This is a genomic window from Nostoc sp. ChiQUE02 (assembly GCF_034531305.2).
GTDB lineage: Bacteria > Cyanobacteriota > Cyanobacteriia > Cyanobacteriales > Nostocaceae > Nostoc.
Window position 1 is genome coordinate 298080 of the sequence record NZ_JAVRBN020000002.1, and the last position, 16949, is coordinate 315028.

At 43.0% G+C, this 16949-nt stretch carries 9 protein-coding genes; 6 read left to right on the top strand and 3 right to left on the bottom strand.

Features of this window, described 5'->3' with window-relative positions:
* The first annotated feature begins 368 nt into the window (after positions 1 to 368).
* Both RM347_RS03510 and RM347_RS03515 read left to right on the top strand, forming a co-directional pair.
* Positions 369 to 2021: a mechanosensitive ion channel family protein gene (locus RM347_RS03510; protein ID WP_322718094.1), complete on the top strand. Its 1653-nt coding sequence runs from the start codon at positions 369 to 371 to the stop codon at positions 2019 to 2021.
* Positions 2022 to 2492: 471 nt separating this feature from the next.
* Complete coding sequence (locus tag RM347_RS03515; RefSeq protein ID WP_322718095.1) at positions 2493 to 5786, top strand: efflux RND transporter permease subunit; 3294 nt, start codon at positions 2493 to 2495, stop codon at positions 5784 to 5786.
* A 178-nt stretch (positions 5787 to 5964) separates the two neighbouring features.
* On the opposite strand, the gene RM347_RS03520 is transcribed toward RM347_RS03515, so the two are convergent.
* On the bottom strand, positions 5965 to 7704 hold the full coding sequence (locus RM347_RS03520; protein WP_322718096.1) for a pentapeptide repeat-containing protein: 1740 nt from the start codon (positions 7702 to 7704) through the stop codon (positions 5965 to 5967).
* Between the two features lie 542 nt (positions 7705 to 8246).
* Here RM347_RS03520 and RM347_RS03525 point away from each other — a divergent pair.
* Complete coding sequence (locus RM347_RS03525; RefSeq protein WP_322718097.1) at positions 8247 to 11270, top strand: zinc-dependent metalloprotease; 3024 nt, start codon at positions 8247 to 8249, stop codon at positions 11268 to 11270.
* A 281-nt stretch (positions 11271 to 11551) separates the two neighbouring features.
* Here the strand turns inward: RM347_RS03525 and RM347_RS03530 are convergent, their stop codons facing one another.
* Both RM347_RS03530 and RM347_RS03535 read right to left on the bottom strand, forming a co-directional pair.
* Entirely contained in the window at positions 11552 to 12097 is a 546-nt protein-coding gene (locus RM347_RS03530; protein WP_322718098.1) for a histidine phosphatase family protein, read from the bottom strand.
* 72 nt (positions 12098 to 12169) lie between these two features.
* Positions 12170 to 12904: a DUF1995 family protein gene (locus tag RM347_RS03535; protein ID WP_322718099.1), complete on the bottom strand. Its 735-nt coding sequence runs from the start codon at positions 12902 to 12904 to the stop codon at positions 12170 to 12172.
* Between the two features lie 474 nt (positions 12905 to 13378).
* On the opposite strand from RM347_RS03535, the gene RM347_RS03540 reads away from it, so the two are divergent.
* From RM347_RS03540 to RM347_RS03550, 3 genes are all read left to right on the top strand, one after another.
* Complete coding sequence (locus RM347_RS03540) at positions 13379 to 14221, top strand: DUF2382 domain-containing protein (RefSeq protein WP_322718100.1); 843 nt, start codon at positions 13379 to 13381, stop codon at positions 14219 to 14221.
* Between the two features lie 440 nt (positions 14222 to 14661).
* Entirely contained in the window at positions 14662 to 15555 is an 894-nt protein-coding gene (locus tag RM347_RS03545) for a DUF2382 domain-containing protein (protein ID WP_322718101.1), read from the top strand.
* 488 nt (positions 15556 to 16043) lie between these two features.
* Positions 16044 to 16943: a YsnF/AvaK domain-containing protein gene (locus tag RM347_RS03550; protein WP_322718102.1), complete on the top strand. Its 900-nt coding sequence runs from the start codon at positions 16044 to 16046 to the stop codon at positions 16941 to 16943.
* The last annotated feature ends 6 nt before the right edge of the window (positions 16944 to 16949 follow it).

Here is a 16949-nt window from a genome sequence, read left to right on the forward strand (position 1 = left end):
AAAGTTACGTAAATTTTACGCACTCTACTAGGTTATTGTACAACTTGCGATTTTTGCTTGAAAGAAAGCAAATCACTAGTCAATAGTCCTCAAAACTAGCTTGACGTTTGATTACCCTAATGTCAACTTCCTCCCCAGGTTCTTTCTTTTTGTTTTATCTTTGGTAAGAGTAAGACTCTTCTCAGCCTTACTTGCTGATTTTAAGTACATTGTCATCTGTCTAGAGATAGAAGACAACCAAAAAAACATCAAAGTTTCATTATCTAAAGGGAAAACCTCAACTTTAGATAGGTACATTTACTCAAATTAATTGCGGAGGATGGTTATAGAAGTAGTCACTAGTAAATTTTACTCAAGGAGGTGTTTGAGTGCGCTTTCAATTTTTGGCGATCGCTAGTTCAATGGCTATAGCCGTTGTATCTGTGCCAAAAGCCACAGCCCAGATTCCTTTGTTACCGCAGCTACCAGCTCCCAGCAGTGTGAGTAATGATTCAAATGATCGAGTTGTTTCGGGCTGGATTTATTTGGATGGTCGTCGGTTATTTCAGATAGCGGCATCAAGAACCAACTTTCCTGAGCGTTCAGAAGATATTCAAAAGAAGTTGGAGAAAATTAGCCAAAATTACTTTCAATCACCAGCAAAAACAGCAGTCAAGGTAGAAATTCGTAAAGTAAACGCATTACCAGTAATTTATGTCAACGACCAATATCTGATGACTATCACTTCTGAGGATGCTGGACTGCGACAGGTAGATATGTCAACATCGGCAAATCAAATCGCCGAATCGTTAGAAGAAGACTTGCAACAAGCAAAGCAAGAAAGACAAACTCAATTTTTAATCGACCAAGGTAAAATTGCTGCGGGCACCGGACTGGCAATGATTATCATGAGTTGGGGGGTATATAGCTGGCAAAGGCGCTCCAAAAAGGATTTAGTATCCCCCATTGCTTCCCAACTCCCCAGAGGGCCCCTAAACTCCCCAATTTCACCAACAGCAGCCCAACCAATTACAACACAACTGAATCAACAGCAACATCGACATATCCAAGAAGTCAAAAGACGATTGTTTCAGCTAACTCAAACAGGAATTTGGGGAGGTGGAAGTTTCTTTATCTTGGGCCTATTTCCCTACACACGACCATTTCAGCTAGGGATTCTCACAGCTGCCCAATTTCCTTTGCGATTAGGTGTTGTGTTCCTGGGAACTTACGTAGCAATCCGTCTCATCTATGCTCTGATTGACCGCTTCACCACCACTCTGATCAGCAGTGGTGCTTTATTGACTCCAGAAAGTTCTGAACGGCTGCAACTGCGAGTTTCGACATTTTCTGGCGTGACTAAAAGCATCGCTACTGCTATCTGCGTGGGAGTAGGCTTCTTACTAGCGCTGGTGTCCTTGGGGATAGATATCGTTCCCTTGCTAGCGGGTGCCAGTTTAGTTGGTGTTGCGGTGTCTCTGGCCTCGCAAAACTTAATTAAAGATGCGATTAATGGTTTCTTGATCATTCTAGAAGACCAGTACGCTTTAGGCGATGTGATTAATGTAGGAGATGTGGGAGGCTTAGTAGAAAATTTGAATCTGCGGATGACGCAACTGCGGGATTCCGAAGGGCGGTTGATCACGATTCCCAATAGTGAAATTAAAGTTGTAGCCAATCTTTCTAGTCGTTGGTCACGAGCCGATTTAACAATCCCGATCGCCTACCAAGCTGATATTGAAAAGGCTTTGAAGTTGATCGAAAGTATTGGCTTTGAGATGGATAAAGATCCGCAATGGGAGCGTCAAATCCTGGAAACACCAAAAGTTTTGGGAATAGATCAATTTGGCGATCGCGGTTTGATTATTCGTGTATGGATTAAAACACAGCCACTCAAGCAATGGGATGTAGCACGGGAGTTTCGCCGCCGTCTGAAAGTTGCCCTAGACCAAGCAGGAATTTCCATTTCTGTGCCTCAACAAGCAATTTGGGTAAATGATGAGCAGTTGTTAAATTTTCAGGGTAATGGCAAATCTAATTAAAAATTTGGATTCATTAACGCATTTTTCAGTTGTTTAGGCCAAACCCTGACCTCTCTTCCAATACGGTTCGGAAAAGAGAAAGTTATCTGTTGAGGTAAACATACTTTGACTGCGCTCAGTAACCGAGGGAGGCAGGGGAGAAAGAATTATTGTTTAATAACTCTTTTTCTTGCCCTGCTTATCCGAACCGTATTGACCTCTCTCCTGTTAGGAGAAAGGCTTTGAATCTGTCTCTTACAGCTAACAAAAGTTTTCCCCTTCCCTGTCCTTCTTGGAAAGGTTTCTCAGTTTAGATACAACACAAAGTAGGACTGCATATCTGTGCAATGGTGTCAACTTCAGGGAAAAAACGCCCAATATCCAGTACCCAATGCCCAATCTTGTGCGATCGCCAACACTAAGCCTTAATAAGTCCTTATATTAATAAAAAGCTACTACATCCCTAACCTGTCTTGAACTTTTCCCTAATTTATGTTTGTCAATACCTTCATCAGACGTCCAGTCCTGACGACGGTCTGTACGTTCATTATCTTGCTGCTGGGAAGCATCTGTATTCCCATCCTGCCGATTTCTCAGCTACCAGACCTCGCCCCGGTGCAAATTACTGTTAGCTCCAACAACATTGGTGCGGATGCTCAAACAACAGAAAGTAGTGTTACAAACATTATTGAGCGACAAATTAATGGTGTTAAAGATGTATCTTATATATCTTCTAATACGGGTAATGATGGTTCCAGCAATATAACTGTCTCCTTTCCAACTAATGTCAATAGCGATATTGCTCAAGTAAACGTTCAAAATAAACAAGCACTTGCTTCACCGCAATTGCCAGATACTGTACAACGAACAGGTGTCACCGTTGAAACGGCATCGAGCAGTCTCCTTCTCGTCTATGGGTTTTACTCAGAAAATAATGAGTATGACAACATTTTTATCAGTAACTATGTCGACCTGTATATTCTCGATCAGATCAAACGGCTTCCTGGTGTAGGAAGTGCCAGGGTTTTTGGGGAACGCAAATATGCCATGCGTCTTTGGCTTGATCCCAACAAGCTTGCCCAACATCAACTAACTCCTCAAGATGTGACAATTGCCCTGCAACAACAAAATATTCAGGTGGGTGCAGGGGCGATTGGTAAGGAACCAGCACCAGATAATCAAAGCTTTGAATTTGCTTTACGGGCAACCAGTCGATTTAAAGATGCGGCTGAATTTGAGGATATGGTGCTGAAGGTGGGTCAAGGTGGCACTAATAGCACCCTAGTTAAGGTCAGAGATGTTGGTCGAGTTGAACTGGGAGCAGAGAGCTATCTCGCTGATGCCAAATTCACCATCCCAGGAAATGCTCCCAAGGCAGCCGTGGGTTTGGGGATATATCAACTTCCGGGTAGTAATGCCCTGAACGTTGCTCATGCTGTTGAAGAACAGGTGAAGACGCTAGCGAAGAGTTTTCCACCTGGACTAAAAGCAGAGTTGGCATTTGATACAACTCCATTTGTAGAAATTTCTTTAGAAGAAGTTCTACACACTCTGGTTGAGGCGATTATCCTGGTGGTCTTGGTAATTTTTGTCTTTTTGCAAGACTGGCGCACCACGATCATTCCTACTGTGGCGATCCCCGTTTCCCTGGTTGGGACATGTGCGGCTCTTTTGGTTTTAGGATTTCAAATCAATACACTCACCTTATTTGGTTTCGTTCTGGCGATCGGTATCGTCGTTGATGATGCCATTATTGTGGTGGAGGCAGTTGCAGTCAAACTAGAGCAGGGCATGAGGCCCTTTGAAGCCGCTGTTGAAGCTATGAAAGAGTTGACTGGGGCAATCATTGCCACTTCACTTGTACTCATGGCGGTATTTATTCCAGTTGCATTCATTCCGGGCACTACTGGGATTGTTTACAAACAATTTGCGTTAACTGTTGCTTGCTCCATTGGTATCTCGACTTTCAATGCCTTAACCTTCTCTCCGAGTATGGCAGCCATCCTCATGCGCCCCGCTCACACTCCACGGGGCCCTTTGGGTTGGTTCTTTACGCAGTTTAATCGGGGATTTTCCTGGTTCACACGCCGATATGTCGGGTTTGTTAGCTACCTGACCCATATCAAACCGATTGTGGTTGGGGTTTTCATCACTGGTTTACTAGCAACGGTTTTGATGTACAGAGCAGTGCCTACCGGATTTATTCCAGAGGAAGACCAGGGTTACTTCTTTGTCATTGTTCAAGGGCCTGACGGGGTTTCTTTGAAATACACCGAATCGGTGATGGAGCGGGTTGCCAAAGAAGTAACATCGGCTCCCGAAGTTAGAGCTAGTTTTATGATCAGTGGCTTTGGTTTCGATGGCAATGCTTCTAATTTAGGCATTGCCTTTGCTAACCTGAAACCCTGGAAAGAGAGAACAGAAGAATCTCAATCTGTCTATGGCATACTTCAGAGGTTGAACAAAAAGCTCTCTGCAATTACAGATGCTAGAGCGATCGCTGTGAATGCTCCTCCGGTTAGAGGGTTAAGTACTACGGGTGGTTTTGAGTTTATTATTCAAGACAAAACTGGAAGTGCGCCGATTGAAACCCTGGTTGAGACTGCTCAAAAGTTCATTGCAGCCGCAAATAAAAAACCTGTTTTACAACGGGTCTTCACTCAGTTCACCGCAGACACCCCCCAATTTGACATTCAAGTAAACCGCAACCAAGCCAAAGCTCTCAACGTCGAGATTAACGACATCTTTGGGGCATTGCAAACTTACTTGGGGTCGCAATATGTGAATAACTTTGTTCAGGGACAGCGACAGTATCGAGTATATGTCCAAGCCGATGGGGTTTTCCGCTCTAATCCAGATGATATTGGCAAGCTATATGTTCGCTCGGCAAGTGGGGCGATGATTCCGTTGAGCAGTCTGGTGAAAGTTACTCCTTTTGTGGGGCCGAAAACCATCTCCCATTACAACTTGTACAGGTCTATTAAAGTACAAGGCGCTCCTGCTCCCGGTTCTAGTTCTGGAGAGGCAATTAAAGCGATGGAGGAAGTAGCAGCAGAAGTCTTACCTCAGGGATTTGGTTACGAGTGGACAGGGACTTATCTCCAGGAAAAGACATCAGGGGGAGCTACAGGTCTGATTTTTGCCTTAGCGATCGTTATTGTCTTTCTAGTGCTGTCAGCCCAGTATGAAAGCTACATTGACCCGATCATTATTTTGCTGACGGTTCCCCTGGCAGTTTTGGGAGCGATGACAGCACTTTGGCTACGCTCAAATATTTTCATGGCAGGTAGCCTTTTCCCAAAGGTAGTAGATGATATCTATTGCCAGGTGGGTTTGGTGACTTTGATTGGTCTAGCTGCGAAAAACGCAATTTTAGTCGTGGAATTTGCCAATCAGCTGCATGAGCAGGGCATGAGCTACACGCGGGCGGCGGTGAAAGCAGGGGAAGAACGTTTGCGACCCATCTTAATGACTTCCTTTGCAGCGCTGTTAGGATTTTTACCCTTGGTGATTTCTGAAGGGGCTGGAGCCAGCAGCCGTTGGTCTTTAGGAACAGCGCTCTTTGGGGGGCTGTTGCTTTCGACATTTTTGAGTTTGTTCTTAGTGCCAATTCTGTATATTTTGGTTAAAAGCTTGGCTCAGGCTATATTTTCTCGTAAGCGATCGGGAGGTTCAAACCCTCCAGATTCTCCAAATGGAACTTCGGGATCTCGACATGAACCTTTGCCTGCTAGCTCAAGTCAACCAGAGACACAACTCAGGTCTCAGCAGGATGGGATAACCTGACTTTTGCCCTTAAGTCTCCTTAGACAAAGTGCAGGACAACCGGAGAATACTTCTTGCCAGCACTGGGAGACTTACAAGTAAAAATTTCGGCGTTGCAGAGAAAGCGGGATAATATAACAACTTTCAAAATTCTCCCCCTGCTTTCCCTGCTTCCTCTGCCTTCCCTGCCTCCCTCATCTCAATTTAATCCCAGTTCTTCTTTCAACGCCTCTGGCACATTAACTGCTGTCTCTAATCCCCGTACACCTTCCCACTGCTGCTTTTTACCCCAGGTCATTTCTTGGAGATTGGCATCGCTGAGGTCAGCACCACCCAATATGGCATAACTTAGGTTGCTATGGCTGAGATCCGCACCATTGAGAATAGCCCCACTGAGGTTACTGCCACTGAGGTTAGCACTGTTAAGGTTGGCATAGCTGAGGTCTGTGCCGAAAAGGATAGCGTCACTGAGGTCAGCACCACTGAGGTCGGCGTCGTTAAGAATCACGCCACTGAGGTCGGCTTCGTTGAGAATTACGCGACTCAGGTCTACACTGCTGAGGTCGGCACCTAAGAACATTGCACCGTTAAGTCTGGCATTGTTAAGTTTGGCACCGTTAAGTTTGGCATAGCTGAGGTCTGCGGCAACAAGGATGGCGTCGCTGAGGTTGGTACTGAAAAGAATTGTGTCACTGAGGTTAGTACCATTGAGGATGGCATGACTCAAATCAGCACCACTGAGGTCGGCGCGGCAAAGGTCGGCATGGCTGAGGCTGACACTGCTGAGGTTAGCTTCACTCAGATTCGCACCGAAAAGGATGGCATTGCTGAGGTCAGCATGGCTAAGGTTAGTGCTGCTGAGGTCGGCGCGGCTGAGGTCGGCGCGGCTAAGGTTGGTGCTGCTAAGGTCGGCGCGGTTGAGGTCGGCGCGGCTAAGGTTGGCACAGCTAAGGTTAGCACCACTGAGGTTGGTGCTGCTCAGGTCGGCACCACTGAGGTTAGCACCACTGAGGTTAGCATCGCCGAGGTTAGCACCGTTAAGGTTGGCACCGCTGAAGTTGGCACCAGTTAAGTTGGCATCACCGAGATAAGCAAGGCTGAGGTCAGCACCGCTAAAGTCTGCCCCAGTGAGGTTGGCATCGCCCAGGTAAGCACTCCGAAAGTTACCGCCTTTGAGGAATTGCCCGACTATACTGCTAAAGTTGCCAATTTCCAGGACATCACTATAGTTAATGATCCGCAGCAGTTGGGATGTGAAAAAATTGTCTGTGTCCGGTTGAGCAGATGGATAGAAGGTGATTTTTTGTTTGAGTTCATCTCGCTCTTGGGCGTAGCGGTGTAACTCTAACAATAAAATTAGTACGTTCAGCCCTGTATATATATCTACCTGTCTCAACCCGATCGCAATATTTTGTACCGCTAACTTTAATCTTGTTTTCTGAGGTAGGTTATCATCTGGTGTGCCATCGATAAATTCTCCCTGACACCAACGATGATAAAAAGCTTCTAGCCGCCAGAAAAGCAGTTCTGGGCGAATTTTTTTACCATTGACAACCAATTCCATTACTTGGTTGACTATTTCTGGTTTTAGCGCTTCATTGCCCAGTAAATCGTAAATCTCTTCATGCATCTGGCGATCGCCCACTCTAAAGGATAACCCAGACGGTAGAGTGCCCGATGTCCCATCGTCTATATTAAAAGTCAAACCGCTCTTTGGTATTGTCCATTTTTCTAAGCTTTTTTGCAGTCTTGGAGAGTATAAATATTCCTGCAAATTGTCTTGAGCAAATTTAACGTTTTTGTCTGGTTCTTTAATACTTTTTCCTAGAGGTAAAACTGCTTCGGTTTCTGGTGATGTGGTCTTTGGCATCTCTTGTAACCTTGTACCTCTGACATAATTTCTCAGCAGCTGCCAGACTTGAGATAAATATGTTGACATTTTTGTGTCCGTTGTTACATTTAAATTACTGTTTTTGATAATCCTGAATTAAAAATTTTTATATGCTAGTTTGCTTTTCATTGCCCAAAATCAAGAGTATAAATAAATACTATATTAAAAAAATCATCAGTTGGCGATATCTATGGCGGGCTACTGTGTATTTGCCGATGGCGTTCTTGGGAGGCAGCTTCTGGCTCACCTGTAGTAGCCTTAAGCTGCTTCTGGTGATGTAAATAAAGTGTTAGCTTAAAAATTCTTTCCAAAATCAAGTAATTTGCATGTTTTTACTAATTTGTTATACTTTTTTTCCAAGAATTTACTAGTCTGATGTAAAAATAATACTTACTCTTTGTTAAAGACATAATTATTAGGAAAAATCCTACACCAAAACAACGTAACAAAGTTGAAAAATGGCAACTAAAATTGAAGTCAAAAGTTTGCTGCTTAATATAAAGCAGCTAAGAGAATCGGCAGAAGCCAGGCTGCATGGCTTTGTAAAAGTTAAAAATTAACTGCGGGATAGTTATCGGGGAATGGATGCGATGAAAAGATTAAGTTTTTATATGATTTTGTTACATGGTTTGTTTTTAGGAATAGCAACGGCTAGCGCTAAGTCACCAGATGTTAACAGAGTTGATACAGAGTTGTCGGTTAACCATAGGGTTGTAGAAGGTGTGGTTACAGCCAGAAGTGGAGAGAAATCTAATAATCAGTTAACGATAGAAACTTCTTCAACTAAAATCTCAGCCTTATCGCTAAAAAATATCAATAGTTCCCAGAAACAGAGGCTACCGTCAGGTCATGTTTGGGTAGTTAATCAAAATAAACACGCACAGCCTCAACCATTTCTTTGGATAGTAAAAGACCTTAAAAAAATAGGGCAGCAACCATTTTTACAAGTTGCAAAACCCCCAGAAAAACCGAATGCAAAGCCTAGTCCTAGTAAAACACCAGCAAAGGATGATTTAGAGCCGTTTGACGAAGTAATCAAAGACACCCAAAAATCAGGGGGATTGTTCACCCTTTATCGCAATAAAGAAAAGAATAAAATTTATCTAGAAATTAAGCCAGAGCAACTAAATAAAAATTACCTAGCTACGGCAACCCTGGAATCGGGCATCGGCGAACGGGGTATTTATAGTGGTATGCCTCTGCAAGATTTTTTGTTTTATTTCCAACGGGTGGATGATAAATTAAACTTTGTCATCCGCAATGTCAATTTTCGCACTCGTGAGGGAGATCCGCAAGCGCGATCGCTAGCTCGGTCTTTTAGTGACTCTGTTCTGTACACCATTTCCCTGAAAAGTATTCATCCAGAACGCAAAACTCTTCTGATCGACTTGGGGGATTTGTTACTCACAGACTTAGCGGGATTATCTGTAAGTTTAGGAGTCCCAGGAAGCACAGACCAGTCTTATTTTGGTACTGCTAAAGCTTTTCCCCAAAACTTAGAAATTGAGTCAGTTTTGAATTTCTCTGGTGGTGCTGACCGCGATAGCGAAGCGGCAAGCTTTGCGTCGCTAGCTGACAACCGTGGTTTTACCCTGCGCGTCCACTACAGTCTGTCTCAACTACCCGATCAAGATTATCGACCGCGCCTTGCTGACGATCGCATCGGCTATTTCATCACCGCCTACCAAGATTTATCCAAAGACGAGCGCGGCGATTCTTTTGTCCGCTACATCAATCGCTGGCATTTGGAAAAACAAGACCCAAAAGCAGTAATTTCGCTACCCAAAAAACCGATTGTCTTCTGGATTGATAACGCTGTGCCTTTAGAGTACCGCGATGCGATGAAAGAAGGCATCCTGATGTGGAACAAAGCTTTTCTCAAAGCGGGATTCAAAGATGCAATTGAAGTCCGCCAAATGCCAGATGATGCCACATGGGATCCAGCAGATATTCGTTACAACACGATTCGCTGGATTAATACAGTAGACGGTTATTTTGCAATGGGGCCATCCCGCGTCAACCCATTGACTGGGGAAATTTTGGATGCAGACATTCTCGTAGATGCCAGCTTTGTGCGGGCACTCAAGAATGAGTATCGCAAAATCGTCCAACCCAGCCAAACAGAAAATCGCACTACTTTATCAGCTTTGATGCAAAATCGTCTCCTTTGTGCCAATGGTTTAGATGCCAAAAACAATGGTGTGCCCCAGCAGATGCAAGGGAAACAAGGGTTGTTGAGTCGTTTATCGAAAATGGCAGGCGAGTACGATTTATGCTATGGGATGGAAGCAGCTAACCAGTTTGCCTTTGGTTCACTGGCGATGTCACTACTGCCTGATACCATCGCCACTCCAGACCAGGTGAAAGAATATATCAATCAATATTTACGTTTAATCATCGCTCACGAAGTTGGACATACTCTTGGTTTACGCCATAACTTCCGTGGTAGTACGCTGCTACCACCAGAGGAGATGAATAATACGGAAATTACCAAAACTAAAGGTCTGACAACTTCTGTAATGGACTATATTCCCCCAAATATCGCTCCTCAAGGTACAAAACAGGGAGATTATTTTCCCAGTATGGTGGGGATTTACGATGAATGGGCGATTAAGTACGGCTACACAGCAATTCAGACATCAACTCCTCTAGCGGAAAAGCCAATTCTAGAGGAAATTGCCGCACAATCCTACAAGCCAGAGTTAAGTTATTCCACAGATGAAGATGTGTATGACCTAGATCCAACTGCTGATGCTTGGGATAACAGTGGTAATGTGCTGCTTTACTCTCAATGGCAGTTAAATAATTCGCGGGTGATGTGGGAACGTCTCGATAAACGTTACCCAATGGCTGGTGATAGTTATAGCGATGTGAGCGAACGTTTTAGCACAGTATTGGGTAACTATTTCCAGCAGATATATTACACCACAAAATACATTGGGGGACAATCTTTCTATCGCATTCACCCTAGCGAACTCCCCTCCGAGAACCCCTCTGAAGTCCGCCAACACCGATTACCATTTGAACCAGTACCTGTTGAAGAACAACGGCAGGCTTTAGAGACACTGCAAAAGTATGTGTTTGCAGAAGACGCCCTGAGTTTTTCACCAGAACTACTGAATAAATTAGCACCTTCTCGTTGGCGACATTGGGGTAGTTATCCGCAAATAGGTCGTTTGGATTTTCCAATTCATGACTTGGTGCTACTCATGCAGGGTTCTGTGTTGCGGGATTTACTCTCAGGCGATCGCCTCTCTCGTCTCAAGGATATCGAACTCAAAACGAAGCCAGAAAATGCACTGACTCTACCGGAGTTATTTGACACTTTGCAGTCAGGTATTTGGACAGAAGTAATCAAACCAAAAGGTAAACCAATGAAGATTGCCAGTTTACGGCGAGGCTTGCAGCGGGAATACCTGGATATTTTGACTGGTATGGTGTTGCGGAAAGAATATGTTCCAGAAGATGCTCGGACTCTAGCGTGGTATAAACTCAAACAGCTTGATGAGAGACTCAAGGATGTTAATTCCGAGGATGAATATACTAAAGCGCATTTACTAGAAACACGCGATCGCATTGAGAAAGTCTTGAATGCGCCGTTGCAAGGTAATTAAAAAAGTTAAGAGTGATATCATGTCCGGTAAATTACTTGTGATATGTCATTGCGAGTGCAACGTAGTGGAACGTTCGCGGAGTGTCTCGAAGAGAAGCAATCACAAGGTCTCTGCGATTGCTTCACTCCGTTCGCAATGACAAGCGTTCAACTGGACATGATATGAGGAGTTAATAGTAAAAGTCCTAACTCCTCCTTTTCTTTCATCTTTTGGCTAAATATATTTAGAATTCTTATACAGGCTGAGAAAACAGTTATGATAAATCAAGATTGAAATGTATTCTAAGCACAGATTATTCGCTCGATGTCTGTCGCCCCATTGAGAAACTGTACGCGATACACATCTGGATTCCTTAATTTTTCCCATTCAGCATAACCAATGCGATCGTCAAAATGCTTCAGAATCAGCGCCATTAAATTGCCGTGCGTGACGATCGCAATTGTGCTTGTTTCTTGCGGTAATATTTCATCAATTACAGCTATCCCACGCGCCATAGCAATACGACTTGATTCACCACCATCTAGATATAAATCAAGGTTGGTAAATGACTCAGCCAATCGCTCACGCCAATCGTCAAGCGGTGTTGCACACAGCACGCGCTCGATAAGTCGATTATCAATCTCGATTGAGAGGCCTAGAAGTTCAGCGAGTGGAACAATTGACTGAGATGCTCTAACAAATGGACTGGATATAAGCCGCTCGATCCCAAAACCGAATAACAAATCAGCAAGAGCGATCGCTTGGAGATTGCCCTCCGATGTAAGAGGCGCATTAGCTTCCTGTCCAACTGCTTGGCAATGTCGCACAATGTACAGTGTTTTCTGCATCAAGTTTATGTATAAAAAATTCAAAATGAGGCAGCAGATGAGAAAGTTTCCTCCTGCTACCTCTGCTTTTTCCTAACTACTCAACGCCTTTATAAATCGTTGCAAACTCTTAAACACACTGGGCTTTCTCGCAGGTGTCCCCTCTGTTGTTGTTTGCGGTTGTCCTTTTAAAAGAATCAGATCCAAATCATCACCAGATGGTTTTGTGGGTAATTCGGCAATTCTTTGATATTCGCCACCAGTTTCCAGCCAAACTTCCCACTGTCCTGGGTAGCAGCGATATAGGGCACTTTGATCGTCTACGGGGCGCAGGTAATAGGCGGATTCAATGGTACTGATAAAACGATCGCGGATTTTTCTTGCTGTATAACCAATGCCCACGGTTCCAGAATCTTCTAAACGGGGATTTAACAAGACTAAAGGGCGATCGCCTATTACTTCACACAGCTTTTCCAACTGCGGCACTTCTACGGATGTGGGGGCGATGAATAAGAAAATTTCATCCTCTGGCTGAATTTTTGTCTGCAAGGAAGCAGCCCTACCCGTACCAATATCCAAAATTTGAAATGGTGCATCAGCCCAATCGCGGCGGGCGAGGGCCGCAGCCCCAGCGTCAGCAAAGAAAATCTTCAAACGGGAACCATATTCTGTAAACAGCGGCAAAAATTGTTCCGCCACCGGCATAAACTTGAGTTCTGGAAAAAGGAACTCAACTTGTATGCGAGTACAGCCTTCTGCAAGGGCAGCTTGGACAGCTATACGAGATTGGGCGATCGCATCTTCAAGACTATTTGGAAGTTCACTCATAATCTACATGGTGCTGTAGTGTCTACTCCCATTGTTTCAGTATTGGCTCTTAATTAGGACTTACGCACAGGAGATTGCCCAACCGCTTTCAAAAGCAGGGCTGTTTCATTCAATAAGGTAAGGATTTTGTCAACAGCCGGGGTAAGAAATTTGCTGAAGTGGGAAAAAGAAAAATTATCACCTCAACGAGTAAATTTCAGTACCTACACCAGATGGGTTGCTGTTGGCAAAACCTCTTGCAGAGAAGGTATCGCCCTTATGCGACCAGTTAAAAAAATATTTTCTACCAGTACAATGTTTTGTTTTTTATAACTTTAGTTATATCTCTATTGATGATTAAGAGGGTTTACCTCATCAAGTATGAATTATAAATCATAAAATATCTCAACTGAACTCAGTCGCCAGCAGGAGGGGACTTAGCACAATATTTTTTAGACTAGTAAATAAACTTGATAAACAACTTGGGAACAACGTATGCCTCTTCACAAACTTGAACATTTTGACCAAAACTATCGAGAAACTTTTGGCGGAGACGACATTAAAGCACTGGATGTTTATACTGAGGGAGGAGAGAGAGTAGGTTCAGTTGCTGATGTTTTAGTTGATGACGATGGTCGTTTTCGCTATTTAATCATTAATATAAGTTTAGATTTTGTTAGTAAAAAAATATTACTACCAATTGGTCTTTCCCGGATTGATTATCCTGCAAGACGTGTCTATGTTGATGGGTTAAGCAGACAGCAATTAGAAAGTTTACCTGAGTACAAAGAAGACACGATCGTTGATCGTGATTACGAAGAAAATGTCCGTAGGGTATTTCGTTCTTCAACCACTGGTGTGAGTTACGATCGCGATACATACAGTTACCAGAAAGAGCCAGATTTATACGGTTTGAATGAGCAATATCATCAAACTTTTAGACTCTATGAAGAACGATTAATTGCCAACAAACACCGCATCAAAACTGGAGAGGTAACGGTTGGTAAGCATATTGAAACAGAAACTGCACGCGTTACAGTACCTATTCAAAAAGAACGAGTTCTGATTGAGCGAGTTGTGCCAACAGAAACAGGAAAGGTTGTAGATCCCAATGAACTTAAGTTCCAAGAAGGCGAAGTAGCACGCATAGAAGTGTACGAAGAAACGCCTGAGATCCATAAAGAAGCCTTTGTGCGTGAAGAAGTCCGAGTAAAGAAAGTAGTAGAACGGGACACTGTGGAAGCACAAGACACCATTCGTCGAGAAGAGTTAGATGTTGATACTGCGGGTAATTTACATGTGCAAGAAAATGGTACCACTACACATGAAGCTATTTAATTAGCTGGTTAATAAATTTGTTTGGTGGATTATCTGAAATAATCATGCAGGCAAAGTTTATTGTTATCTCTGCCTGTGTTTTTTTTATTCAATAACAAGATTGCCGACTTGTCTAAGAAGTTGGTTATTTAAGCCTGTCAAAAATTTACCTTCTGGTCAACTCTGTAAAGATGCGAAATGTGGTGGTGAGCATTTAATTTTAAAATATTTGACAAATTACATGGGATAAAACTAAACATAATTTTACAAAAAAAAGTGAGATGCTCCCAAATTCGTGCCTCCAGTTAGCCATATTGTTTTATATGCCATCAATAAAAAATATCTATAACTTTTGATTTTTAACTCTGGAAATAATTCATTCGGCAGAAGGAGGTATACAAATAAATAAATGTCTAGTTTAGTTATTAGGAGATCAGAAGAAAATTTTTGAGGTTAAGATAATGGTTCTTTACAAACTAGAAGATTTTGAGCCTAGCTACCGTGATACGTTTGAAGGTCACGATATTAAGGGGCTTGGGGTTTATACGCAAGGGACTGATGAAAAAATTGGCACTGTCAGCGATGTTTTAGTTGATGAAGAAGGTCATTTTCGCTATTTAGTCGTTGACTTAGGATTTTGGATTTTTGGTAAAAAAGTATTACTACCAATTGGTCGTGCCCGTATCGACTATAACGTTGATCGCGTTTATACCATTGGTTTAACTAGAGAGCAAGCAGAAGATTTACCTGAGTTCAATGAACGCCAAGCTCTCGATTACGACTATGAAGAACGGGTACGTGGGGTATATCGCCGACCCACTGACTATACCCGACCTGTGGATGCATCATTACCATTGGAAGCTACAGCACCAGTAGATGCAACCTATCAGCAACCAGTTACGCCTACTTACAATCGTGATAGCTATACTTACGAGCATGAGCCTTCTTTATACGGGTTAGATGAGCAAGATCATCAAACTCTGAGATTGTATGAAGAACGGCTGATTGCCAGTAAACGACGCCAAAAAACTGGAGAAGTAACAATTGGCAAGCATGTTGAGACTGATACTGCACGGGTTGCAGTGCCAGTAGAAAGAGAGCGAGTGGTGATTGAGCGTGTAACTCCAGCAGATGCAGGTACTGCCATTTCTGGGCGCGAAGCAGATTTCCGTGAAGGTGAAGTTGCTCGCTTAGAAATCCACGAAGAAACTCCTGAAGTTCGCAAAGAAGCATTTTTGCGTGAAGAAGTTAGAGTTAGAAAAGTGGTAGATCAAGACACAGTTGAAACTCAAGAAACTGTGCGTCGTGAAGAGTTAGATGTGAATTCTGGTAATCTTCCAATTGAAGAACGCTAATTATATATAGTCATTAGCTAGTAACTAATGACTAATCATTATTCGACACAACACAGTGCAGGTGAAGCTGTTGATTTAGCTTTACCTGTGCTTGCAATAGCTGATACCACTTTAGATTTTGGATTGCGAATATTGCTCTAGATATGGATCGATACGGTTCAGTTCATGAAAAATTGTAGGTTGGGTTAAGCAAAGCCCAACCCAACAAAGTCCCGGAAATATTGGGTTACCCTGCGGGAAGCCTCTTTGAGTCTACGTTCCTCAAACGCCACTTGCTTCTCCCAAGGGGAGACGCTACGCGAACAAGTCGGGAAACCGTAAGGGCGCAGTGGCTCCCCAACCTACGTAGTTTAAGGTTTTTGGCGCTAACTGAACCCTATTGAGATATGGATTGGATAAATACATTCATCGCAAATATTTTCTAAATGGAATTCAGACATCAATACATTTAATTTAGCTAAGTAGAAAGCAGTTCATAAATTTTGCATATGAATGGCCAACTGACGGCAAAAAACATTGGACAGGCAAACCAGAATCGCACTAACACCTCACTGGCAGATTTAAGACAGAAGGTGAAGAATTTTGCTGTGTTCGATAAGCAAGGTCAGCTAGTAGGAATAGTTCATGATTTAACTGTGGATGCTAATCGTCGGCTAAATCTAGTTATATCTAACCAGGCGAATCAACAGACTCTAGAATATGGTCAGCAGTTAGTCGATAAGCATCCTTCTTTATTTCAAGTACAGAGCCAGAGAATAAAAAAAATCGACAAGCCGACTCAATCTGTTTTCATAGACTTAAACAAATCAGAAATTGAATATATGCCTGAATATTTAGAAACAGAAACACCAGGCGCTCTGTCAGAAAACTCAACTGAGCAACTAGGCAATAATCAAACTACAAATAGCTCATTTGAGCCAGTAGATTTAGAAGAGGTTTCCGAAGAACAGATTATTCGCTTACTAGAAGAACGACTAGTTGTTGAAAGCAGTAAACGTAAAGTTGGTGAGGTAATTGTTCGCAAACAAATCGAAACTCGGATGGTACAAGTTCCTGTCCGGCGTGAAAAGCTAATTGTGGAGCAAATTAGCCCAGAACACAAACAACTCGCAGAAATTGATCTAGGACAAGAGGAAATTTCTGGTATTGACTTGACCGAAGTAGAAAGACTTGAATTTACACGTTTTAACAGCGGTTTAACAGTAAGTGGTGAATTCAGCTCGCCTAAAACTGCCAGTTTACTGTTGAATGCGATCGCACTAGAGCAAAATCACGGATGTAAGCAGGTGCGAGTGACCATTGCTGTTGAAGATGAGTCACACCAGAAAAAATACCAGGAGTGGTTTGACCGCTGTTCTAAAGATCAATCACTAAAGCCAGAAAAATAAGTTTCT